The organism is Sphingomonas sp. 3-13AW (assembly GCF_049311085.1).
In the GTDB taxonomy this organism is placed as follows: Bacteria; Pseudomonadota; Alphaproteobacteria; order Sphingomonadales; family Sphingomonadaceae; genus Sphingomonas.
Window position 1 is genome coordinate 64,211 of the sequence record NZ_JASNVZ010000001.1, and the last position, 23,002, is coordinate 87,212.

Annotated in this window: 25 protein-coding genes and 4 tRNA genes; 3 read left to right on the forward strand and 26 right to left on the reverse strand. The window is 61.5% G+C overall.

Annotated features, from left to right (window positions below; genetic code table 11):
• The first annotated feature begins 12 nt into the window (after positions 1 to 12).
• Positions 13 to 987 carry a hypothetical protein gene (locus tag QP045_RS00385; RefSeq protein ID WP_422512975.1) on the forward strand — a complete coding sequence of 325 codons (975 nt, stop codon included), beginning with the start codon at positions 13 to 15 and terminating at the stop codon, positions 985 to 987.
• On the opposite strand, the gene QP045_RS00390 is transcribed toward QP045_RS00385, so the two are convergent.
• Positions 988 to 1,611, reverse strand: coding sequence for a hypothetical protein (locus QP045_RS00390; protein WP_422512976.1), 624 nt, complete (start codon positions 1,609 to 1,611; stop codon positions 988 to 990).
• A 58-nt stretch (positions 1,612 to 1,669) separates the two neighbouring features.
• Here QP045_RS00390 and QP045_RS00395 point away from each other — a divergent pair, with 58 nt between their 5' ends.
• Together QP045_RS00395 and QP045_RS00400 are read left to right on the forward strand one after the other, a co-directional pair.
• Positions 1,670 to 2,470 (forward strand): hypothetical protein, encoded by an 801-nt coding sequence (locus QP045_RS00395; protein WP_422512977.1) that lies wholly within the window; start codon positions 1,670 to 1,672, stop codon positions 2,468 to 2,470.
• Between the two features lie 56 nt (positions 2,471 to 2,526).
• A complete protein-coding gene (locus QP045_RS00400) occupies positions 2,527 to 3,387 on the forward strand; it encodes a hypothetical protein (protein WP_422512978.1) in 861 nt (286 codons plus the stop codon).
• On the opposite strand, the gene QP045_RS00405 is transcribed toward QP045_RS00400, so the two are convergent.
• From QP045_RS00405 to QP045_RS00525, 25 genes are all read right to left on the reverse strand, one after another.
• Entirely contained in the window at positions 3,377 to 3,553 is a 177-nt protein-coding gene (locus tag QP045_RS00405) for a hypothetical protein (RefSeq protein WP_422512979.1), read from the reverse strand. The genes QP045_RS00400 and QP045_RS00405 overlap by 11 nt on opposite strands.
• Positions 3,554 to 4,036: 483 nt before the next feature.
• Positions 4,037 to 4,639, reverse strand: coding sequence for a hypothetical protein (locus QP045_RS00410; protein ID WP_422512980.1), 603 nt, complete (start codon positions 4,637 to 4,639; stop codon positions 4,037 to 4,039).
• A gap of 214 nt (positions 4,640 to 4,853) precedes the next feature.
• Positions 4,854 to 5,276 (reverse strand): hypothetical protein, encoded by a 423-nt coding sequence (locus tag QP045_RS00415; protein WP_422512981.1) that lies wholly within the window; start codon positions 5,274 to 5,276, stop codon positions 4,854 to 4,856.
• A complete protein-coding gene (locus QP045_RS00420) occupies positions 5,273 to 5,932 on the reverse strand; it encodes a DUF1643 domain-containing protein (protein WP_422512982.1) in 660 nt (219 codons plus the stop codon). The genes QP045_RS00415 and QP045_RS00420 overlap by 4 nt, the downstream gene beginning before the upstream one ends.
• Positions 5,933 to 5,950: 18 nt before the next feature.
• Positions 5,951 to 6,640 carry an RES family NAD+ phosphorylase gene (locus QP045_RS00425; protein WP_422512983.1) on the reverse strand — a complete coding sequence of 230 codons (690 nt, stop codon included), beginning with the start codon at positions 6,638 to 6,640 and terminating at the stop codon, positions 5,951 to 5,953.
• A 23-nt stretch (positions 6,641 to 6,663) separates the two neighbouring features.
• Complete coding sequence (locus QP045_RS00430) at positions 6,664 to 7,035, reverse strand: hypothetical protein (protein WP_422512984.1); 372 nt, start codon at positions 7,033 to 7,035, stop codon at positions 6,664 to 6,666.
• A 45-nt stretch (positions 7,036 to 7,080) separates the two neighbouring features.
• Positions 7,081 to 8,334, reverse strand: coding sequence for a phosphoadenosine phosphosulfate reductase family protein (locus QP045_RS00435; RefSeq protein ID WP_422512985.1), 1,254 nt, complete (start codon positions 8,332 to 8,334; stop codon positions 7,081 to 7,083).
• Entirely contained in the window at positions 8,327 to 8,617 is a 291-nt protein-coding gene (locus tag QP045_RS00440; protein ID WP_422512986.1) for a hypothetical protein, read from the reverse strand. The genes QP045_RS00435 and QP045_RS00440 overlap by 8 nt, the downstream gene beginning before the upstream one ends.
• Positions 8,618 to 8,749: 132 nt before the next feature.
• A complete protein-coding gene (locus QP045_RS00445) occupies positions 8,750 to 9,118 on the reverse strand; it encodes a hypothetical protein (RefSeq protein WP_422512987.1) in 369 nt (122 codons plus the stop codon).
• Between the two features lie 48 nt (positions 9,119 to 9,166).
• Positions 9,167 to 9,242, reverse strand: a tRNA-Trp gene (locus QP045_RS00450).
• Positions 9,243 to 9,263: 21 nt separating this feature from the next.
• Positions 9,264 to 9,340, reverse strand: a tRNA-Trp gene (locus tag QP045_RS00455).
• Positions 9,341 to 9,367: 27 nt separating this feature from the next.
• Positions 9,368 to 9,442 (reverse strand) — tRNA-Met (locus QP045_RS00460).
• Between the two features lie 18 nt (positions 9,443 to 9,460).
• A tRNA-Thr gene (locus QP045_RS00465) sits at positions 9,461 to 9,537 on the reverse strand.
• A 144-nt stretch (positions 9,538 to 9,681) separates the two neighbouring features.
• Entirely contained in the window at positions 9,682 to 11,004 is a 1,323-nt protein-coding gene (locus QP045_RS00470; protein WP_422512988.1) for a hypothetical protein, read from the reverse strand.
• A gap of 268 nt (positions 11,005 to 11,272) precedes the next feature.
• On the reverse strand, positions 11,273 to 11,455 hold the full coding sequence (locus QP045_RS00475) for a hypothetical protein (protein WP_422512989.1): 183 nt from the start codon (positions 11,453 to 11,455) through the stop codon (positions 11,273 to 11,275).
• 48 nt (positions 11,456 to 11,503) lie between these two features.
• Positions 11,504 to 13,228 carry a hypothetical protein gene (locus tag QP045_RS00480; protein WP_422512990.1) on the reverse strand — a complete coding sequence of 575 codons (1,725 nt, stop codon included), beginning with the start codon at positions 13,226 to 13,228 and terminating at the stop codon, positions 11,504 to 11,506.
• Between the two features lie 420 nt (positions 13,229 to 13,648).
• On the reverse strand, positions 13,649 to 14,518 hold the full coding sequence (locus QP045_RS00485; RefSeq protein ID WP_422512991.1) for a hypothetical protein: 870 nt from the start codon (positions 14,516 to 14,518) through the stop codon (positions 13,649 to 13,651).
• A gap of 291 nt (positions 14,519 to 14,809) precedes the next feature.
• Positions 14,810 to 16,003 (reverse strand): DNA cytosine methyltransferase, encoded by a 1,194-nt coding sequence (locus tag QP045_RS00490; protein ID WP_422512992.1) that lies wholly within the window; start codon positions 16,001 to 16,003, stop codon positions 14,810 to 14,812.
• Positions 16,004 to 16,166: 163 nt separating this feature from the next.
• Positions 16,167 to 16,838: a dTMP kinase gene (gene tmk, locus QP045_RS00495; protein ID WP_422512993.1), complete on the reverse strand. Its 672-nt coding sequence runs from the start codon at positions 16,836 to 16,838 to the stop codon at positions 16,167 to 16,169.
• A gap of 65 nt (positions 16,839 to 16,903) precedes the next feature.
• Positions 16,904 to 17,401, reverse strand: coding sequence for a hypothetical protein (locus QP045_RS00500; RefSeq protein WP_422512994.1), 498 nt, complete (start codon positions 17,399 to 17,401; stop codon positions 16,904 to 16,906).
• Between the two features lie 158 nt (positions 17,402 to 17,559).
• Positions 17,560 to 17,967, reverse strand: coding sequence for a hypothetical protein (locus QP045_RS00505; protein WP_422512995.1), 408 nt, complete (start codon positions 17,965 to 17,967; stop codon positions 17,560 to 17,562).
• A gap of 123 nt (positions 17,968 to 18,090) precedes the next feature.
• Positions 18,091 to 19,665 (reverse strand): hypothetical protein, encoded by a 1,575-nt coding sequence (locus tag QP045_RS00510; RefSeq protein WP_422512996.1) that lies wholly within the window; start codon positions 19,663 to 19,665, stop codon positions 18,091 to 18,093.
• A gap of 301 nt (positions 19,666 to 19,966) precedes the next feature.
• Complete coding sequence (locus QP045_RS00515) at positions 19,967 to 20,536, reverse strand: hypothetical protein (RefSeq protein WP_422512997.1); 570 nt, start codon at positions 20,534 to 20,536, stop codon at positions 19,967 to 19,969.
• Positions 20,537 to 20,597: 61 nt separating this feature from the next.
• On the reverse strand, positions 20,598 to 21,974 hold the full coding sequence (locus QP045_RS00520; RefSeq protein WP_422512998.1) for a hypothetical protein: 1,377 nt from the start codon (positions 21,972 to 21,974) through the stop codon (positions 20,598 to 20,600).
• A 749-nt stretch (positions 21,975 to 22,723) separates the two neighbouring features.
• Positions 22,724 to 22,891: a hypothetical protein gene (locus QP045_RS00525; RefSeq protein ID WP_422512999.1), complete on the reverse strand. Its 168-nt coding sequence runs from the start codon at positions 22,889 to 22,891 to the stop codon at positions 22,724 to 22,726.
• Positions 22,892 to 23,002 lie beyond the last annotated feature (111 nt).

A 23,002-nucleotide genomic window follows, 5' to 3' on the forward strand; every position in this document is an offset into this window, starting at 1 on the left:
CCGCAGCCGGAAATGGCTCTGCGCTGTGCGGTGACCGAGGACGCCCCACTGCTCGCCCGAAACGCTTCCACGCTGAGTGGCGGAGTGACCGGCGGGCCGGCGCCCGCCCCGGTTATGATGCCACTCCCGCGGATGATGGTGGACGGTTGGACCGTCAGCGGCATGCCGGTGGCCGAAGCACTCAGCCAACTGGGCGCCGAGGGTGGCTTCCGGGTTGAGGCGGATAGCGGCCTCGCACCCGTCTCCTGGAACGGGGAAGCCGCCTCTCTGACATCCGTCGTAACCCGCTTGGCGCACAGCGCGGGTGGCGCGCCCTCTTTCGATGGCAAAGTGCTTCGCATCTCGAAGCCCGTAGCCCCGGCTCCGTGGCGCTTTCAGCGTCCGGCGGGCCGGGATGCCACTCTTGCACTCCTGGATGCTCTGCGCGGCTATGGCGCGACGGAGGTGGCGCTTGGCGCGGAGGATGTAACCTTTCATGCGACGCCTGCCTCTGTGGCTCGGATCCGGAAGGGGCTGGCGCCTTCGACCAACGTGATCGCGTTTGACGTATGGACCTATCGCCTGGAGAAGACCTCCACGGTGGACTGGAAGGCTCTTGATGAGATCGCGCCGGTGCTGCAGCGAAAGCCAACGGTCGACGGTGAGCGTTTTGTCCTGGGCTACGTAGCCTCGGAGAAGGTCGCTGACTTCCTGGCGCGTTTCGGGCGCGTCTCGCATTTGGGCAGTCAGACGGTCGCTGGCCCTCAGGGCTGGGCGTTGGAGGTTCCGCTCACCCAATGCGGCCAGAGCAGTGAGAAGCTGGGGTCGATAACGATCAAGCCGACGTGGGAACGGCAGACAATGGCGCTCGACCTTTCGGGCTCGCCGCTGGGTGGAGGGAAGATCGATGCGATCGCTCCTGGTTCGTCCGCCATCATCACCAGCGGTGCAGCCGCTGGCGCCACTGTGGTTGCCGTGGTTCGGCCGCGTGTGCTGGTGGCGCGCTGATCAGGCGCTGACTTCGACGATTGCGTCTCGACACGTCAGTCGAACGCGGTCGTCGATTTCGCACATCCGCACTTCATTCCAGCGCACGCGTTCGTCCACAAAGGGTGAGCGGAAGCCATCCTCGTCGATGATCACCCCTTCCGTCAGCTTCGCTCCCTGCAGCTGACGATGAATGGTGACCGATGGACTGCGTCCTAAGTACGATGCCATCTTCTTGAGGGTGCTTAGTCCGTCGGTGAGCGCCTCGCGGATGTGACGCCCGGGCTCAACGTCATCGTCACGCGCAATCATGCCAAAAACCCGGTCTGGCCCTGAGACGAAGCAGAATGCTGTTCTTCGGAACGCCGTCGGCGGTTGTGCGGGCATTCTGAAGTGGTCGGGGGCTTCCAGCGAGAGCATGAGATGATGATCGAACGGGACCAGTAGAGGTGTACCCACGGCCCCGATGCCGCTCGGCCCGATCAGTAGGTCCTTGACCTCCACCAGGGCGGTTGTACCTCCGGACTTGAAGACATAACGGTTGCCGAGTTCTAGCACCTCCTCCAGCGCGGAGAGAAACTCCCCTGTTCGGCGATCTCCTTCGGCGCGCAGGAAGGGGATCGCCTGCATCAGGAAGTTACTCATCTACTCGGTTTCCCATCTCATTGTTCCGGTTTTGGATGAGTCATCCTATAACCGCTGCATGAAGCTGTTTTGGTGGATCTTGGCGGCCCTGCTACTAGGAGCCATGGGCGTGGCTGAATGGCAGTTGCTAGCGGCCCTTCGCGCGGAAATCCGCGAGCCCGGCAAACTTCAGCCACGGAGCGCGCCCTATAGCATTTCGATATCAGGGCCCGCCCTGCAGGCCCGGGCCAGGGAAGAGCTATTGGCAGCGAACGCCGCGCGGATGGCGCGCGCCGATCGAGCTGTGGGCGACGCCGTGGTCCTCGAAGGTATCACGTACGAACGAAATGGTGGCGTGGTCCGCGCCCAGGGCAAAGTCCGCGATCTGGCGGACGGCCGCAAGGTTCTTGCGGTCATCGACGCTTACGACGACGAGATGCATTACCTCACAAGCGCGGCGGTTCCTCTCCAGACGGTTCGGGCGTCGCCGTCCGCTTTCACCATCCACATGCCTGATCGTGCTGATCTCTCATCACTTTCCTTCCGCGTGCTCTCCGAGGCTGACCGTTCAGAGATCGTCGCGTTCAATGAACAAGACTTGCAGAAGCGGAGAACTGCCTTCGAAGATCGTGCCACGTTGCTGCCGGACGACGCGGTCCTGCCTGTTGATATCCAGGAGGCTGAGGAGCGTCTGCGGCACCTTGGGTATGTGACCGCCTCTCGCGATGTTGGCCTGGGGGAGCCGGCGATGCGGGTGGTCTTCAATCGCTTTCGCAGAGACCACGGGCTGCCGCCTTCCCGGACCGTGGATCTCGAGACCTTTCTCGCCTTGAGGATTGTTACCCCTGGCCTGCAAACAAGGTACCGCGCTGAACTCTGACGGTGGCGGACGACCACCGCCGCTGATATCATTCATTTTCGGATAGGAGATTGGTCGTGATGGGATTTCTTGGTGGTCGTTCTCAGGCGCAGACGTCGCCCTCGGCGTCAGAGCTCGCCAAGGCAGTCCCAGGCGGCGGGGAAGCACTGCGTGATGAGGCAGAGATCGTCGCAGCCGCTTCGGATCCTGTTCTGCGACGTCGGTTCGCGACTGTTTGGGCGAAGGACTTCGCTATCCCGGTTGATCTGGAAAAGCGGGTCGAGGCTGTACAGACCGCGATCATCACCCAAGAGCGGGAGGATCTCGCGGAGCTGAGTGGCCGCGCGGATCGCATCGGACGTTTGTCTGACGAAGAGCGTACCCGGATATTCGGAGCGGGACCTCTTCCTTCGGACCAGCTTGCAAGAACGCAGGCGACGGTCGACCTGGCCTTGCTTGAGGCCGAAGGTTTTGAATCGCCGCGTGTGGCAGCGGAGCGAGCATTGCAGAAGGCTCGCGCGGTTCGTGATGCGCTCTCGCTGGATAGGGGTGGGGCGGACCGTTTCGAGGACGTATCGCCTCTTGCGCGTCTGACGTGGAAACATGTGCCTGAGATGGCGGCGCGGTTGGGCGTGCAGATCGGCCCACAGGAGGGCTATTCCAAGACGGACCCCGAATATAGCGATGCGGGTCTGGCTATCCACAACTCGGGTTCAGACGCCCGCGCGGCAAGCAGGTTTCGGCCTGGCTTCTCCCGGACCGTCAACCACGATCTGGATATGCTCATTGGGCCCCAGGGAGCGGGTGGCATCGTCGAGAGGATGGTAGAGAACGCAGCAGGCCGAGAGCGGCGCCGCGCTGTTGAGAACGCCCCGCCTCGTGCCTTGGTGAGAGACATGTCAGCTGCGGCCTTCCTATCTGGGATTATCAGTCGGTAAGCTTCCCAATCAGCTGGCGAAGCGCATCGTCCATATTCGGCCCCCAGACCGTTACGCGTCTGGATGCGTCCGTCAGGGCCAACCGGATCTCCCCCTTGCCTTTGATCGGCATATCAACGGTAAGGCGGGCATCCGGCGTTGCGATGCTGGAAAGCTGAGACGCCATGTCCAGCGTCTTCTGACCGGCGGTCCGAAGGGCAGTGCGCCCAGGCTTCTTTTTCGTCTTCCCGCCCATAGGGCCGGCGACTTTCTCTTGGTGCATGTCCCTGATGGGTCCTTCTGATAAGGGCTCTAGCCGCGGATCCCACGTGTCACGCGAGACGGTTCTGTTCGCAGCGAGTGCGGTCGCCATGATGTTCGGCTTTACGTTTATTGAGATTACCCCGCCCCGGGACCCCGGCGCTGCTGCATCAGCGGCCGCGCCGTTCGATTGCAGTTAGCACTTGGGGCGGACGAAAAGCACAACGTCACACGTCACGTTGACATGCCGCGCCGGCTGGAAGCTCTGCTTCTTCTAAGATGCTGCCCCTGGAACAGAAGTACGCCGAGGCGTCGGCAGCAGTTGCCTTCGGGGTGCAGGAGTTGGGGTCGCAGGAGCGTCCGGCGTTACAGTCCGTGTCGTGACGGTACGTTGGCGCCGGCGCTCAGATCAAAGAACGTAGGCTTCCTTGGCGCGACCTTGCGCATCATAGGCGATCGCCTGGATGTCCCGACGATTGTCAATCTTCTCGAAAAGCACCGCCATCTCGCTCTCAACGGGAACGGAGAACATGGCGATCTGCACGGCACCGACCTTGCGCATCGAGATGAGCTTGAAGCTCGGGCACAGGTCGTCGCAGTGACTCGGAAGGCACTTGGGCCCTGCCAGTTTTCCCATGATGAGGAGCGTGGTTACCCGGGTCGACTGAGCGACCTCCCGCGCGATTTGCCGGTCGAGAAGGCCCGGCAGGTCGTCGTTGATCCCTGCCTCAGGGATCGGTCCGCTTCCGAAGAGGAGCGCGTCGATGTCCAGATCTAGCATCTTGTCCATGCTCTCCCCGTTTCTATCGTTATTCTGCGTCGCGCCCGACGGCATGCCGGAGCGCTTCACGCCCTTTCGGGCGAGTGAATCACGAGAGCCGTCGCTACGGCCGCAACGTCTGAATCTAGACGTTGGGTTCGTCCTGATGACGTCCTTACGGCGTCCTGGATTGTCCTGAAAGATCGAGGGCGCATGCCCCGTCTTGGCTTCAAGTTGCGAGGGGGCGTCCATGAAGCTGTATTATAGGATGCTTTGGTAAATCGCCACAAGAGCAACCTTCCCGATTAATTTGTACCCGGACGCCGCAGAAGTCTCGATTCTCCGGCAATAAAAGGTTGACCGTTGCTTCCGGGTACCTTCCCATTTTGCCAGACCGCCTTCCGGGCAGGGCCGCGATGGTTAATGTTCTACATTCGTTCTTCTGCGGAATCAAGGCCGGCCAGTTTCAGAACCGGTTTTTGATCCTCTCAAGCCGCCGCCGGACAAACGCCGGGAGATACATCGCTTTGTACCATGGGCCGAACGGCAGCTTATACCAGGGCACTCTCATCAGATTGGCCAGCCTCGTCACCTCATCGGGATGTCGTTCGGCAACCTCCTCGAGAACTTCCATCGCGGTGTACCGCGTCTGGACCACCACGTACCAAAGCAGGCCGGCCGCGATCGCCCAGAGCGTTAGGTACGCGACCATCATCGACAGGAATTGGCCCGGTGTCTGGGTCCGGATAGCAATTGGCAGCCAAACACACAGGGCAAGTGCCAACGTGAGCGCGCCGTTGCGGATCTTGACGATCGTGCGGACCCGCCGGGCAATGCTCTCAGGAAGAAAGTCCCGCTCATAGCGAACCAGCTCAATGGCGCGTTTCATTTCCGGAGGGAAGAAATAGACCAAGGTTCAGGCTTTCTGGAATAGGGCAGATAGAGTGGATGCTCCGGATGGCCCGACGAAACCATCCCGAGGCAGTGGAGCTGAATGCCACGGTTCTCCAGTTGTGTTGCCACGGCCGCTGCACGGCCTAAGTGGTCGCCGTTGGCGCCCCATCCGCAGACGATGAGTGTCGCATCGTCAATAACCAGGTCGATCGCGGCGTCGTTGGCTGGCCCGACCGGATCCATTGCCTGCCTCATGTCCTTGGGGAGTGTGTCGCGCCAGGCGAAGACGTTGACGACGATCAAGCCGTGGTAACCGAGTTGGTGTGCTCGTTTGGTCATGCGATCGATGGTGGGATCATCGTCCAGATGGGTCGCGGTGCTCGGGTTCAGCATGACTGCTACCAGGTACCGTCCGCCAGGCTGCCAAATACGCCAGAGGACGTATCTGTAAAGCGAGCTATCGATGTCCTTACCCGGCTGGATCGGCCCAAAGACCGCCCCGTGGACGCTACGATCGAGCCGCTGGACCTCTCGGAGCACTAGATCTGGGTACCTCTGCAACAATGCGATGACGCTATCCGGGCGCATCATGGCACCTGCTTCTGCGTCAGCAGGCACAACCTGGACGAACGAGGGGGTCTGTTGTGTCATGAAGCAAGTCTTCCACGTTCAAAGCGTCAGGCTGCGGCCCTGCGTGCGCACTAGATGCTGAGGAATGATGTTCCGGTAGCCATAGCGCATCTGACCATCCCGTTCGTATGGTTCAAATGCGAGCATTTGCCCGAGGCGAATTGAAGATATCGAGCGCCGGTCGAAGGCGGCAAGGCAGACGCCCTCGACGTGGCGAGCACTCGGGTAAATGATACCGTCCCATCCTCCTTCCCGCGCCGACTTCGCGATCCGGCGCCCCTCTGGGTAGGATGTTGCAGTGTCTGGCACGAGGGCAGGGCTGTCTGCTCGGCGGAGATCGAGGAATGTGCCACGCAGATCGGCAAGAACAGCTCGATAGGCCCTGGTTCGGTCGAATTGCGGAGCGCCGGCCGGGTTCTCGAGATGCCACTGAATCTCGGCTATGCTGGCTGGCAGGGTGGTGCCCGCATAGTAGACGCCGTCGTCTCCGGGCGCGTTGAAGCGATTGAGCTGCTGGCGAGATGCTTCGAACGAGTAGAGCACCCGCTGAGCGATAACGCCCTCTACCGGCACGTTGATATGCTCGGAAGGAGAGGCTGCTTCCTCGGTGATATTGGAGAGAGAGAAGGCCGGGCCGGTAATCAGACGATCGCCGTCCACCAGGCGGATACGGGGCTGAAGAATGGCAGCCGGGATCAATCTGACCGTCGTCTGACGAGTCAGTTCCACGGTCCGCGATCCCGGGACGCCCCTCATCCCATCCATGTGTGGGCAGCCGCCAGGACCTCAGTTGTTCCGTCTGTGTCGCTCGACAGCAGCTCGACGGAGCTGCGACCGTCCAGGGGGACGATCCCAGCCTTGAACCACTGCGCCATCTTCGCAGGCGTGTAGCCATCGGACAGCAACGACTGCGTGGCAACCATTCGGTCGATTTGAACTGCTCTCTCCGTCGTCACCAGGAGCGGCGCTCCGTCGCGGACTGCCTCCAGTGCATCCTGGGTAAGATGGAACTGTCGAGACATCGATTGTTCGCCCAGCACGTCCCAATCGAGGAGCCAACGCAGAGCTCTCGAGCGGGTTACGGCCGCCTCCGCTGCATCGGCATAGTGAATGGTAGCGTCCATGACGGAATTGTCCCTCAGTTCCTTTTCGGATACCAGCGTTTTTGATCACGCGTACAGGTATGTGTTCGCCTGACTCTTCGCCGCGTTTCGAGCGGCCGCCGCAATTTTTCGCTCGCTGGCTGCAATCATGGCCCTGCGGATCTCGACCGTCTTGTCGATGATCGCACCCGCATCGAGGTAGCGTGCCTCGATGCCATGAAGCCTGGAAACCTCCCGGCGGATGCCGGCCATGGTCTCAGCCATGTTGAGGTCTGGAACGATCGGCAACTCGCCCTGCTTGAAGCGCATGACAGGAGGTATCTCGGATTCGATCTCCCGCCGGCGCTGCGCCAGCAACTTTGCCGCGGCCAGCCGCGTGCGCAGATCAGCGCCAAGAAGGGATGGGGAGATGTCTCCTAACCATCGCGTAGGCTGGAACGAAAATCCGTAGGAGGCCTCCATCGCAACCTGGGTGCGATAGAGGTCCTGGTTCTGCTCGGCAGCTGCTGACACGCTCAAGTCGTTCAGGCTGCCGAGAACACAAAAAGCACAGCTAAGGCGGGTGCTTCCAAAGCCATAAGCCTCGTGCAAAGGGATGTCGCGGTCGCGGTGGAATGCGAACACATCATCGGTGGACCACGCAGCGATTGGATTCCAGATGAGCGCGTCCTGCTTGAGCTTAGCCTTCAGGTCGGCGTCCTGGGCCCAGACCGGGGTATTCTTCCGTCCGCTACTCTCCTCCCGCCGCAATCCGATGATGCTGACGACAGGGGCACCCAGCTTCTTCTTGAAGTCATCAAGGGGGACCTTCTTCAACTCCTTTCGGCAGAAGAGGAGCCCGGATGCCGACCACGGACCGAAGTGGCGAATGGTCTCGTACGCGGCATATCGGATGCGGCCGAGATCGCCGCGACGCTGCCACCTTGAGATCATATCGTGAGTAGGATTACGAGCCACCTCCAGCGGAACACCTAAGCGGTCACACACACGCTGAGCATGGGCATGGGTCGAGCGCCACTCTGCTCTGCCGAGATCAGCGTGAAGGGCTAGGCGGCGCTCACGCGGATGACCGATCGCATCCAGCATCGGGATCGTCGCGGCCATCGCGGCCGAGCTATCCTTTCCTCCGCTAACCGACCAAACTGCCCAGGCTCCGGCCTTGAGGAGGGCCTCGATTTCCGGCGTCCACTCCGCCCGCAGTTTTCCAGCCTCGATGTTCGGTACGTCGTTCCCCGGTGTTGCCGGCGCGTGAGAAGGTGCTTCCAACTGAGCGGAGCGGGAGGCCGCGCGATCGTCGGCTTTCGTGGTCGCGTCAATCATGTTCTGGATCCTGTTCAGGCAAGCGCATCACAAACGGCCCCTTTTCGGATAGAACAAAGCATCCTAAAAGGAGCGACAAAGGAGACACCCGATGATCGTTGCCGCCATGCTCATGATGCTTGCTGCTGGCGAGCCCCAGGGCTCTGCGGAGTGCGCAGCTTCTGCGTCCCGGGGTCCCGATTTTATGGCGATGCTCGCCGGCGAGCCGAAGCACGCCGGAAAAAAGCTCCATGAACGTCTCGGCGGGAAGATTGTCGATCCGCCGGCACGCATAGAGGATCATCGCGCCGGTTTGCTGGAGTTCAAGGAGGGGTTCACCCCGCTCCCCGTTGACCTACCTCAGGACCGGGCGCGACCAGGCGCTGGTGAGCATGCGAGCCACGAATCCGGTGGGACGTGCAGCGCCGCGTAGAACTTATCGTGCTTCCGACGAGTGAAAGGGCGGGTCGACGCGCGGGTCTACTGCTACACCAAATGCTTGTAGCGTCGCCGTTACCGCGGCGATCGCTACATGCTCGCGAGTGAAGCGCTCATAAGCCCCGAATGCATCCTCTCGGTTGATCGATTTGAAGACGCAGTTGCCGTACGTGCCGCTGCGTGGATCACGGAAATCGCGGACGTGATGGGGGACGGGATCCCCGTAGTCACTATAGTCGAATAACCCGAACGGACCTTCCTTGCCCGGTGTTTGGGCTGCTTCGATCGCCGCGTATACAGCTTCGAGTCGCGGATCTGCCGGACCGAGGTCGATCTCTATTCCGGTTCCTGTATCCGACACGTTCATGGTCTTGTCCCATGGCAAGTTCCGCCGTCGATAGGCGGAGGTTGTTAATGGCAGGAGCACTCGGGTTCGAACCGAGGACCTTCGGTTTTGGAGACCGACGCTCTTCCAGCTGAGCTATGCCCCTCCAGATTTTCAAGACGGTTGCTGGCGGTGAGCACCCGGGTTCGAACCGAGGACCTTCGGTTTTGGAGACCGACGCTCTTCCAGCTGAGCTATACTCCCGTGCAGCAGAGTCTTGGACGTGTACAATGGTGGCGGTGGTAGGAATTGAACCTACGACCTTGAGACTATGATTCCCCTGCTCTACCGCTGAGCCACACCGCCGGCATTTCTTTGAGTCGATGGTGCTCCCGGAGAGAATTGAACTCCCGACCTTCCGCTTACAAGGCGGCTGCTCTACCGGACTAAGCTACAAGAGCGATCATCGACATTACTTTGTGGCACGTACTCCGAACGCACGTGCGGGAACGGCTCAGGAGAGCCGTGTGGTCATTCGCCAAAGATGTGCGCTTGTCGTCATGTTGGAAATGGTAAGGGCACATCTTCGCCGATGCAACCAGATTCTACGCGGCCATGGGAAGAGGATACTGTTCCTTCTCGGGGGCGACCTCGTCGGTTTCCGGCTCAGCCTCCGCCTCTACGTTCTTTGCATTGCCGTAGAAGTAGCTGTTCACGTAGCCACACATGTCGGAGGGCGAGTACCGTGCCGCAGTTAGCAAGCCGTCCTCCGGCCGCACGACGATTTCATCTATGACGGGCCCGTCGAAGTGCGTCCCATTGATAGGACCGTGCGCGCAGACGTGCACGTTGCGTAGGGTGATCGGTCGATTCACCTCCAGAGCGAGGATGTCGCTGATTGGCACCTGCACATAGAGGCCAAGGTGGAAATAGCTGTCACCCCCGTTATCGAGGATCTCCATCAGTTCACCCGGCGTCACAAGGGCCCTAGGAAGGGGCCTGAGATCCGCGTCTAGGTCACAAGCCGCGTCCTTCCTGTTGCCGGAGAAGCGCCGGAACTCGCCGATCGTGTATCCGAGCCTTGAAAGCGCGAACTGCAAAGCGTGATCGATATTCACGTTCTCAGCCGAGCTCGATCGGTAGTCCGCGGTGATCATCATGTCGCCCATGCAACCGCCTCTGGGCGCGAACAGGAAGAGAAGCTCGGCCCGATCGCCTGACTGGATCATGTCCTCGACGCTGCTGTCATCTTCAGCCTCGAGGTGCTGGCGGACCGCGTCTTGAAGTGGCTCCCGCCATTCCTCCTCGTCGAATTCAGCGCCGACCTCGTCGGCCAGCCGTTCGAGCGCGCTCAACGCCGCCTCGATCTCATCTTCGTGTTCGTCAAGCGCATCATAAGAGGAGCGAGGTTCTCCGTAGAATTCCTCCAGGGTTTCATCGTGGGGCCCGGGGGAGGCGAGTACGGTCGTTGCCAGCTCGTTCCCATGCTTAAGGCTAAGCCCGTTGTCGCTGCGATCGGGATAGTATGCGGAATGGTACATGTTGCGGGCGATGACCGCTATAGCGTCCTTGGCTCGAGGGCCATGGAGGAATGAGGTTGGATCCGAGATCTCGGCGAACGTGATCTCGAATGAATCCGCGTTCCGCCCTTCACCGACCGCGCAATCCAGTAGTTCGGGCATCGCTACAGCTGAGGCGCAGTCAACAATGATCTCGACAGCGTCAGGCCGCATACGTTCGGCCACGGCGGTCAGCATCTTGGTGTCGGCGAAACTCGGGACCGTATAAGGTTGCTTCAGCAACTCGCGATTACGTAGGCCACGTGCCGCTGCAATGAGATCATAAACCTGGGTTTGCTTTACCGAGACACCAAGTTTGTTGAGCGCCGACCTGAGTGTGTCGGCGGTGCTTTGATCTTGCTTGTTCACTGTGTTCTCCTTGGGGCCGGTCGGGCATGATCCGGGCGGTGCCGGAGAGTGCGCGCATTGCTCCGCCCGGCCGGCTCACGGAGTCGGTCGAAAGGGGGCGGTGTTCGAGATGTTCAGCGTTGGAACGTCATCGTGCAGATCTCCCGTGACGCATGACGCGTCGCGCGCGAGCGGCTCTGCAGGGCCGGGCCGAGGCCGGAGGAACCGTCCTTCGCGGGCGGTTCGTCGGGCGTCGGCCGGCGGGCATAGCCCGCCGGTCCGTTTTACCTCACAGCGCGCTGTCGCCGATCTGTCCGATCCGGTTGAAGACAGCAACGGTGAGTGTCGCTGCTACAGCATCAACATGCTCTGCAGCCACGTCCTCGGCAATCAGGCCATCCCGCATCCCTTCGAAGGTCGAGAGGACGCCCTGAGTTGTCTGCCGGGTGATCGTGATAAGTACGTCGTTCATGATTGCCCTACTTTTCTGCGCGCGCTGTGCGCTATCCGCCCGGGGCTATTACTTGATATGGTAGAGGCGTCTCAGTTCGACTTTGTCAATAATGAGATCCCAGTCCTCTTTGGTTATCCACCAAAAGTTGTGGCGCCCGAAGAAGGCCTTGGCGAGACGCATGGTTGCATCCCAGCCCATTTCTCCACGCAAGTATAAATCCGCTTGTTTGCGTCCTGCGCGCAAAATGTCGAAAGTCGCATCCCACGTGACCCTTAGCCAAGGCATCTCAAACGTCGCGGTGACTACCTTGAGCTTATGTCGGGAATCCGAGGGGCAGAGTAACCATTGCAGTGCCTGAGCCCACGCCTCGGGCCCATCGAACTCTTTCGCGAGGGACATCGGAAGGAAGACGTAAGCGAGATGCTCATGTCCGGACGCATTCACCTCCATCTCGACCTCTCCTCCCAGTTCAGTGACGGCGCGCTTGATTTGGGAGACATAGTGAAAGAGACGCAGATACCCCTCCTCGCTTGCCCCTTCATCGAACGGGAAAGCGACTAACGGAACGAGCCATTTCTGTCCCTTCCGAACGCAGGAGGCCCCAAGCTGGACCTCCATTGCGTCCCCGCTCGTAGGAACGTCCAGGAACTTGCCGCTCCACGAATCGCTGGGAATTGCGGATCCTGGTTGGAGAAGCTCTAATTCAACGTCGGTTAGTGGCCACCAAGGGTTGCGACCGTCTGTCGGTGCATAGTCGAGGCCAAGCGCGGTGAGTTGTTCTCGGGAGATGTCGCCGGTAACCTCCCCATCTGAATCAGTGAGCCAGATCGTTTCGTCATCGGCCGATGGGGAGTTCGGTTGCTTGCGCTGTGGGGGCTGCTTTGCAGCTTGTAGCAACTCAACGCTCTCCGCCATAAAGGCGATTGAGTTGGCGCGTTCATCCGTCGTGAGATAGGTGTCCATGTGGAGAACTGACGCGGACTGGCTTAGTGTGATATCGTCAATCGCCTTTTCCAGATCGGCGACCCACTCGTTCTTGGATGCTTCGTAATAATGTTCGGCCACTCCAGACTGCGCATCTGCCAGATGGCTTCGAGCTGCGCGCATGACCGAGATGAGTGAGGCGTTGCGCACCAGGCTGAACGGCGCCCCCTCGTATGTTTGGGGTGACCAGGAAACATCCCGTAGCGATTGAGAGGCGCCGCTGGCAGTGGCGGCCCTTGCATCGATCACGGCGGCATCCAGGCCGGCGAGTGTTTCCTCGATTGCGTTCAGATGGTCCGTAGACAGTGCGTCGTCTTCCAGATCTTCCCGGAGTGAAGCCGCGTGTGCGTCCGCTGCTTCGATCAACGCTCCCAGGGTCGAGAGGTCGATCGCAGCATATCCTGCGGAGCCGCCGGACCGGCTAGCGCGGGTTGCCGAGTGCGACTTGCTCATCATGGTGGTCACTTCACCATTTTCGGGGAGCGTGACAATCCCACCATATGGAGTGATGCCGACGGAGCTGGAACGTCCTTGGCCCAAGGCTGAGGGGAGCACCGCGTAGGGCAAGTCTTGCGCGTCGCGCAGGACCAGCAGGCTGGTTCCGTTCGCAAGAGTGACGTTACCCAGAGGGGCAGCCTTCGGCGGGGTGAGGTCGCCGGCCTTGGCAGCTGCCTCGAACTCATTGGAGTTGTGGAAACCGAACGCCGCGGCGGCGATCTCGATCACCTTGCTGCGTTTCAGATCGATGCCTTGCGCTTTGAGCGCTTGGGCGAGACGGTCGACATGGACCGGTGCAGAAGTCTTCATACCATTCTCCGAGGGCGGCGCGGCTCTTTGGTGCGGGGGTTCCTCTGACCGCATGGCCGGCCGCCGTCGGTGAACGGAGGACTGATCGGTGGCATGCGATATTGCTACGGAGGTTCGCCTGAGGCTTGCGGCCTCACCGACACAGGTCGGCTGGAACCGGCGGGCTTTCCGTGGCCCGGAAGTCTTGCGGCTTCCTCGTTGCCGTCGCGTGCAGCGGCGGCGACGAGGAGGTCGAGGGAGGCCGAAGCCTCCCGTTCATCGCTAACGACCGGAATACATACGTCCGGTCTCGCAGCGAATACGACGGTTGCTGGGGCGGCCGCCAGCAAGAATCTGAGCTTCACGCTGGATCCACCGGATATTCTGCATTGGTCCCCGGAGCGGTCGCACCATGGTCACCTGTGGCGTATTCTCCGGTAATCAGGCCGCGAGATCGAACAGGCTGGCCTGCCGGCCCGGCTCCCGGCTCGCGGCCTCGACAAAGGCTTGAGCGTCTGACTTGCGGCGTGCCGCCGCCTTAGTGAAGTCGGCGAGAACGATCTCGACTGTGATTGAGACATCCCGCCACTCTTCCTTATAGAAATCTGTGTCGATGCCACAATTGAAGGCGAACTCGATGCCCGTCTGCTTTCTGAACAGATGGTATCGTTCGCACGCGGAAGGATGCACCTCGGAATAACTGGCGCGGCCGGAAAAGCGAAACGGAGTAGCCGTTTGGGGGATCAGGAATACGCCGTAGCGCGACACCTCAGACGCCACGTCGATCACGGCATAGTGGCAGTCGGAGCCGGTGTAACGGGGGGATTTCCCGGAGGCCGTATTGTAGCTTCCGTAGGGCGGATTGGAGATGGTAAGGTCGAAGTCGCGAGAGCGCAGTTCTGCTATCAGCACTGGGTCGAACACCGACCCTACGATGACCTCAGCCCCAGGCATTAGTCGCCGCGCGACTGCTGCATAGTCCGGGTTCATCTCGACCAGCGTGTATTTTTCCTGTCCCTCGGTAGGGGTGCGCGCGCAAGCGTTCATGTGACGGTAGTGCGCAACCGACAGGGTGCCGATACCAGCGCACAGGTCGAGGATGCGTCCTTGCGTGGCCCCTTCAATCGCCATGTCGCGGGCTAGGCCATAGGGCGTGAAGTGAGCGCCCATCCGAGAGTTCGCGTGCCCTGCGCCTTCGTGCCAGCCTTCCAGAACCTGATCGATCTCCTCCATCGTCAGTGGACGGTCCAGTGCCAGCAGCGCGCACGCGTCATCATGGCGACGCAGGTTGCGGCGAGAAATCTTGGCCATGTCAGTGTCTCCTGGTTGCCGGACTCGAACGGCAGACAAGTTGAGGGAGCGACGCATCCGCCGGCGCGGGTCGCCTCCTAATGTGTTGGGGTAGGGCTGGGTGGCGTCGGGCGAGCGCGTCTGGTTGCGGCGCCAGGCCGGCCAGCATCCTGCATCTCGGACGTCGGGTGGATCGTGCAGCTGCCGCGGCGCGGACTAGCTGACGGTAGCGCTGTCCATAGATCCTGATGTCGGAACCTGGATCGTTGGTGCGTTAGCCTATGAAGTCGGCTGGGTTGTTCGCTTGTCAGGTCAGGAAAGTACTCGTGCGATCGATCGACCGACCGCCTCTCCGAGCCCTACGGGCACGGCATTTCCAAGTTGCTTTAGGCCATCCGACCACGTCCCCGGGAAACGATAGTCGTCATCGAAACTCTGGATTCTAGCCGCTTCGCGAACCGTGAAGTGTCGATAGCGCGGCCCGGCAGCCCCCTCGCCGAAATCGATCATGTTCTCGCCTCCGGACACGCCGTGCACGCCGGCACGAAGGGTCTTCGAAGGCTCGTCAATCGGCGATCCCGTGTGGCCCTTGTAAGCGCGAGCTTCACGCGGGGCCGCGACATGATCGTGGTGCTTTTCCGATCCCTCTGCGGATGGCGCGCCCAGCCCGATCAGTGCATCTCGCACGGTAAGGTGCGGTTGAAGGCGCGGTGCGAAGAGATCCTCACTTCCGCCATACTGATTGTGGCGACGCAGGAAGGCGACGGCGGACGCGTCCATTTCGGGGGTCGGAAGCCCGTGACGGCTCCAATATTCTCCGGTGATCCACTTCGCTACGTTCAGCTCGCGCGCGCCGTGTGACGCCGTCGGCGCCTCCCAGCTCCGCGCGACGTCATCGCGGATGCCGACAAGAAAGATCCGCGAGCGCTTCTGAGCCACGCCATAGTCTGTTGCAGTCAATGTGGCGACGGACACCCGATATGTTGGCACGGACCTGACACCTTCATCCAGACACCGGCGGAGGAACACAGCGTCGTCCCTGTAGTCAGCGTGAGGCGACGCGACATCCGGCAGGGTGAGTGCCATCGTGAGATAGTCGAGATAGTCGCGGTGCTTTGTGGCGAGACCGGTGACGTTCTCAAACGCGAAGGCCCGGGGGCGCAGAACGCGAACCGCGTCGATCGTCCAGGGCCACATGTTTCGCTCACCATGTGCGCCCGCATGCTTGCCGCCGAGGCTGAACTCCTGGCAGGGTGGGCCGCCGGACAGAAGGTCAGGCTCAGGGGCGACCGCGGAGAGATCGACGCTTTCAACGTCTGCTTCCAGAACCTTCCACCCTTGCACTGCGGGATGGTTGTTGGCCTGGTTGAATCGGATGGTCTCACAGGCGGCGTGGTTGTTCTCGACCACGATCTCGTGGTGGAACCCTGCACGCGCTAGCCCAAGCCCGAGGCCTGCAGCGCCGGCGAATAGCTCAATCGACCGAAGCGGTGGGGTCGGTAGCATCTCAAACCTCCTGGGTGATCTGATAGAAGGGGGTGACGGGCGCCTGTTCTTGCGCCGCCGTCCGTCGAAGGTTGCCGGATCACGGCAACGGCCCCGCCCACCGGGGTCGGCGCGACCTTATCGGTTGCTGGCGATCGAACTCCGGCACGCAGAGGCCGGCGTCTTACTTGCGGCGTGGCGCCGTCCGGCCTTGCTGCGTCTCGATCCAAGCGGAAAGCCGGTTCGAGATCTCTTCGCGAACCTCAGGGATGCTTCTGGAGGCGTCGACGACGATGTGGCGCGCCGGATCGTTCGCGGCGATGGTAAGGTAGCCCCTGCGCACGCGCTGATGGAACTCCATTGCCAGGCCTTCCATGCGCCCTTCGTCGACGCAGTCTTCTTCCAGCCGTCGTTTCGCGCGAGCGATGCCGATCTCAGGGTCAATGTCGAGGATGATCGTGAGGTCGGGCATATCGCCACCGACGGCTTCCTGGTGGAGCCGTTCGATGAAGTCGATCGGACCTTCGTGGCCATACCCCTGGTAGGCGAGCGTGGAGTGCACGTAGCGATCGCACAAGACCGAAGTGCCCGCCGCGAGGTGTGGCCTGATCACCCGGGAAACATGCTGTACACGAGATGTCGTCATCAGCATGATCTCGGATGTCTTTTCCCAGACATGGCCCGATTCCCCAAGAAGCATGCGTCGGAGGTCCTCCCCCTCGGGGGTGCCGCCAGGTTCGCGCGTCTTGATAAATGGCATCTGTCGGTCGTTGAACAGATCTTGGACGACGCCTCCCGCGATACCCTTGCCGGCGCCATCGCCGCCTTCGAGAACGATCCAGAGAGGCTTATTCATAACTTTTCCTTTTGATCAGGGGCTTCCCTCGCGTCGTCCACGTCCAGTGTCGCCTTGCAGGATCTTCAGCGGGCGTCGAGCACCAGATCCGTGATGTTCTTCCCAGCTTGCGCTTCTATCTGGATTTGGATTTTCTTCGCGGGAGAGAGGCGCGGCCAGGCAATGCCGGCCGCTCGTTGGCGCATTTCAGCAGACCCGCCGACAGTCACGGGTTCGCCAGCCCACGCTTCAAGGGCTGAAGGATCGGTGATCTCGGTCACGACCCAGCCAAACAGGCGCTCCGAACGGGCTACCTGGCCCACGAGGACGAACTCATCCGCATCGTAGAAGCCGAAGGCAACGATCGGTGCGCGGTCGATCAGGCGCCCGGCCGCATGCTGGATCTTATCCTCGAAGGACATTTTCTGCCCATGCACGGCCCCCTCGTAATAGACCTCGATTCTACCCGTATCGGCGCACGGGAGACCTACGATTGCCGATCCCTTGGCCACGCCGCAGGAGCCATCAGCTTTCGGCACGTAAAGGTTCAGCGTTGTGTCACGCGGGAGGGTGGTTCTCGGCATGGTGGTCTCCGGTGTGGTGGACGAGCGTGTCGGAAAGCTTTTTTGCAAATCGCAGGTACGAGAGGACTGAGCCCGTGCTAAAGCCTGCGTACCCCCGCCGTGGCCGGTGTAAACAGGCCGCTGGTCCAGATCAGGCTCCATTCTGGCAGCTACAGAGATCAAGCGAATATGTTAGAGGTGTCGGCGCGGTAGCCGGCAATCTGGTCTCTAAAGAAGGGCATCAGCAGGAAATGCTCTGATCCGTCAGGCGCTGTCGCGTCGAAGTGCAACCCGTTCCACCTGAGCCACACGTGCGTCGCGCTGCCGATCAGTAGTGAAAGCTCTGCATCGGTAATATCGGCCGGTATAGGTGCGCCCTCGGTGCGGAGCCGATCGATGTCTGCTTCGAAGGCGAGGGCGGAGCCGGTGTCGCAACCGCTCTCGTCGAGAGCCCTGATCCACCAGTCATCGGTATACCCAAGACCTATGTCCCTTTCCGCCTCCGGGTAGTGTTGGAGTATCTGGCTGAGGACCAGCTCGGCAAACTCTTCACAAAGGCCATCGCCGATCTCCTTCACTGCGGCCACGATACCGCCTTCCACCCATCTTGCAGTTGTGCAGCGTATCGTGTGCGAGATGACGGCTCGGTAATCATTCATCTGGCCATCTCCGGTGGAATGCGCTCCCGACCGTAGCCGGGAGCGCTTGTTTTAACCCACGTCAGAATCGAAGCCAAAGTGGTTGGCGATCGCTTCTCTCGCCTCGATGCCGAAAGGTCCGGACCATTCCTTGATCCAAGCGGGGGCACGAACCGCATCCTTGAGGCTTTCGCCCTCAAGGTCGGTGTCGTGCATCGTTCGTGTGGCCTCCTCACCCATGAGCTTCACCTCGTAGGTGATGTCGATGAGGGTTTCGCCGAGCGGATCGGCATCGTAGCACGCGCCCGATACCATGGCCTGTGGTCGGAAGTTTGCGAGCACACGCGGGCCCAGGCCGTTCGGCGTTAGCAGCTCCTGCAGTGCCTCTTTCCACGTTTCCAGGTCCGGGGCGCGGCGCGCTTCGGTCAGAGGGATGAAGATCGTAAGCGTGACCGCCTCTCCGTCTTCTTCAAACATTGTTAGACCGCCAACAGCCTCAAGCGATCGTTCGATCGCGTTGGCATACTCCTCCAGCTCCCTGCGGTTTTCGAGCATCACTCGTACCGGGTTTTCTGCGTCGAAATGGAAAGCTTTGATCGTCGGAGCGAGATAGACCTCTCCGACAACCATAGCTGAATAGCCAAGTTCTGCACGTCGGTTCGTTCCCAATCCGACATCCATCTCGGCCGCTTCCACCCACGGCAGGGCCTCTGCCGCGCGATCCTGAGGGCCCTGGACGTCACAGTCACGGTTGGTCAGGAAGACGACGTCCATGCTGCGTACGTCGTGACGGGGATAATCAGGAACACTCGGACGGGCCGGCAGGGGAATAACGGCTAAGGTGCCGGGGTCGATGCCGGCGGTCGGCCAGGCAGCCAACGGCGCGTCAAACACCGTCGCGCTCTGGCCGCATACCCAGCCATTGTCGGTCGACCAGTACAGATAGGGCTCTTCGGCGTCTCCGGTCATCCGCGAGATGATGTAGGCGCTGCGCTGGTCGAAACCCTCCGGGATGTAGATATCTGCGCGGGAAGCGGCGCTCCCTGGAACCAGGGGCCCGTGCTCCTCTGGAAAGTAGGTGACGCCATCCTCCTCCGCGTGTTCGAAATACGCCTCGCATACTTCATCATCGCTGAGACCTTCGTAGGAACCGGGGACAGACTCTGCCGACCAATACTCTCGACACCAATCTGCAATCTCGCGCTTGAGTCCCTCCTCAGTAGGAGCCCAGAATAGGTTTGCGCCATATTCGTGTGTCACGGTAGCGAAGTGAAGGCGGCTGGCGGCTGCCCCGCTCAGCTCGCTACGATCTTCGAGACAGCGAAGGTCAACCAGTCCGCCGTAGGGCGTCGTGACAAATGCGTTTGCCTTGTCCTTGGCCTGGATGATGGTGGCATCGATGGCGAAAGGGCGGCCCTTTTCGTCTTCGAGCATTACCATCTGCCTGCCGGCGGCGGTGATCAGACCGAGGCCGCGTGCAGGTACCGGATCCAGATCTCCTGTTTTGGCAGCGGCGGTGAACTGGTTCTCGTTGTGGTAGCCAAAGGCTGCGGCAGCTACTTCGATAAGGTTGTGCCGCTTAAGGCTGACGCCCTTTGCCTTGAGGGCGGCGTCCAGACGTTCGAGATGAATGGGTAGGGTACGCATGGTTGTTAGCTCCTCGTTCGGGCATGGCCGGCATGAGGTTGCGGGTGTTCCGTTGACCGCGAAGCGCCGGCCGCCCGTTGAAGAAGCGGTTGATGGTCGTGTTCGCGTAGGATCTTCGATCCGGAGATTCGCCTGCGGTTAGAAGCCGCGCGCCACCCGAGAGGAGGCGTGGAACCAGCTGGTCCATCCGGGACCAAGGACGTGCACTGTGGCGGCGTCCATGTCGCGGCCGCGTGGAGCGGCGGCGACATGGAGGTCGTCGGGCGCCCGTCGTACCGAAGAACGACGGGCGCTGTAAGATTCATCGGCGGCGAGAGGCTTCCTTGATCGCCACCAGCGCATTCGAAATCACCTCGCGGAGCGCTTCCGTGCGCACTTGTCCATTGAGGTTCTCGAGCTCACCGAGGGTCGGCGCGATCATCAGCAGATCCGTGGTCAGCCTGTTTTCCCCTGTCTCCTCTACCGGGATCATGTCGGCGATCAGGGCGCGGTACACCGTATCGTTTTCCTCCTCGAGGTTGAGCGCGCACCAGCGGTTGAACCGGGTGATGATCTGGTCGAGATTCTCGTGGGTGACGAACTCGAAGGCGTCGATGTCGTCGGCCAGATCCTCGCCCTCGATATAGGACGCGCGCGCGAGGATGCCGTCGCGCTTGCGCCGCAGCAGGAGGTGGATGTCCTGGTCTTCGCTCTCGAGGGCGAGAACGTCGAACTCGGAGGCGTCCGGCGCGCCCCAGATAGAGCGAAGTAGCATCTCAGCCACTTCCACGGCGGTGCTGCACGACCGGGGTTTACGGTCTTCCGCGATCGCGTCCGACACCTCGATCAGCTGCGCGATGGCGAGATGGCCTTCGGCAATGGCATAGTACATAGGTTTCCCCGTTGGTTTCTTTGCAGATAGGAGGAGGCCGGCATCGCCGGCCTCCGGACGTTCAGTCCTTATCGGGGCGCGGCATGGCATCCATGACTTGCTGGCGGATGCGCTCCCGTAGCGGGTCTCCCTCAGGAAGCCGGTGCCCGGCTTCCCACGACATCTCCAGGGCCGCCTTCAGATTGGCATCGAAGTCGGCTCGGTAAATCTCGATACCATCGAGATCTCCGTCGAAGACGGAGAGGTCCTCGTCCCCATCGCCCCCATGATAGTCCTCGAGCTTCAGCCCGAACGACCGCGCAGCAAGGATGCGCCCTTCCTTTTCGGGGTCTGCATCGGGTGCCACTCGGAAGACGGTCCGGAAGGTATCACCGTCACGTGCCGCGAAGATCTCCCACAGGTCGTCTGGAACGCCAGGGAAGGGCTCGGCTGCAGAGGCGGAAGCGGAGAGGGCCTCGACTGCCGCCGTCACGTCGGAGGCGTCCTGGCCGGGGCCGCTGCCATCGGCCTTGATAACCTCGTACTCAACGTAGTCCGTTGGGTCGAACAGCGACATGGCGGCGAAGTACATCTCCTCGGCCTTGTCATCGTCCAGCCCCTCGTGCTCCTCGGGCAGACCGATGCGGTCCTTACGCTCGGCAGCCTGATCTTTCTCCCATGCCTCGAACCAGTTTTCGCGGACATACTCCCCCACCTGGCGCGAGACGCTGGCGAGGGTGGTTCCGAGCCGCAGGTCGATGCCGTGCTTGTGGTGGATGATCGCCACGTGAATGCTGGTGCCCCCGCTGTCGCGCAGCGCCTCGCGCGGCTGCCCGGGGAAATCGCCGCTCGTCCGCCCCTCCGGTGTCGTGTCGCGGGGGAGAACGCGGGTCATGATCTCTCCGACGAAGCCTTCGTCATCGTCGGCCGACAGGCCGGCCGCGCCTCGCCAGTTATGGATCGCCTGGTGGACGTTCGAGCGCACGACCTCCGCGGTGACGACCCCTTCGGTCTCGAGCTCGACGAGGATCCGCAGGACGCCATCCTCAGACGAGGTGATCCGGCCCGCGGTCGATCTCCACGCTGTCGCGGCATGATCGGCGAGCCGGCTGAGGTCGAGCAGGCGCCCATAGGGGCTGGGACCATAGGTCTCGCGGCGTTCCTCCTCGACCACCTGCTCGATGAAGCTCTCGTCGATGGCATAGGGAGCATTGGTCACGGGGTCGCGCAGGACGATCAGCGCCTCCCCGCTGGGGATCTCCACGCGGCAGACCGGCTCGGCCGCCGCTGGCGAGAGGTCGCCGCGTTGCGAGGCGGCGGTGCATTCGTGGGTGTTGTGGTACCCGAAGGCGGCTGCGGCCAGCTCCAGGATCTTCGTGCGCTTGATGTCAATGCCCTGTTCGGCGAGGGCGCCGGCGAGACGATCAACGTGGACGGCGATTGGCTTGGTGATCTTCATGATGTGGCTCTCCGTGCGGGCGGGGCCGGCGTTTTGGCTGCGGGGGTTCCACTGACCGCGATCGCCGGCCGCCCGTTCGAAGAATGGGCGGTTTGGTCGTCGCGTCATGATCTTGGAGTTTGCCTGCGAGGTGGCACCTCGCGCGCCGAAGCGCTGGAACCGACGGGCCTTCCAAGAGCCCGGAAGCGTAACACGGCTTCCTCGAAGCAGTCGTGGTGACGGCTGCTTCGGGGAGGTCGTGCATCGCGGCCCGACGTGATCGGGCCGCCATTTTTTATTCCATCTATCGTACTGACACCGACGCCAGCGACATCCTCGCCCCCACCCCGTGGTAGAGGACACGATGCTCCATAGCGTTAGTAAGCGGCACGACCTCTTGGTCGTACTGGAGTTCGAACGCCTGAAGCCCAGAGCCTGGAGCGAAGTCCGTTCGCGTCACCGTCCGAGCCGCTATCTGTCGGCCTTCGGTAGCGTCCCAGACGTCCAGCGTGACCGCGCTATTGGCGTCACGCGTGGCATCGTCCATCGATGTTCCAGGTCACCGTTCGCCGGTGCGGGGTGATGCGGTAGACCTAAGGGCTGTACCGCATGTGGTTGGCGCCGTCCGCCGGCGTCACCACCCAGGAGTCGCCTTCCGCATGGCCCATGATCTGGCCGAGCGCGGGATCTGTTCCGGTCCAACTCTTCTGCGTGTTGCAGGAGATAGCATTCTTGATTGGCTCTTGGAATCCTGATCGAGATTTCCACGGTCAGGACCCTGCCTTTTCCTCGATGTCGTCGAGCTGGGCTATCACGCGGTCCATCGCGACGAAGTCGCCATCGACATGATCGGTGTGCTCGGGCAACTCGGTGAGGACGATCTCCGCGTCGTCGGGAATGCCCATCAGATAGGCCTTGAGGGTGCGCGCCTTCGCCATGATCGTGTCTCCGGTTGGCAGGGCCGGCCTATGCCGGCCCTGGTTGAGTGGTCAGTTTGCCCCGCGATGGTCTCCGTCGACAACCGCTGCCGCCAGCGTCACCCCGAAGCC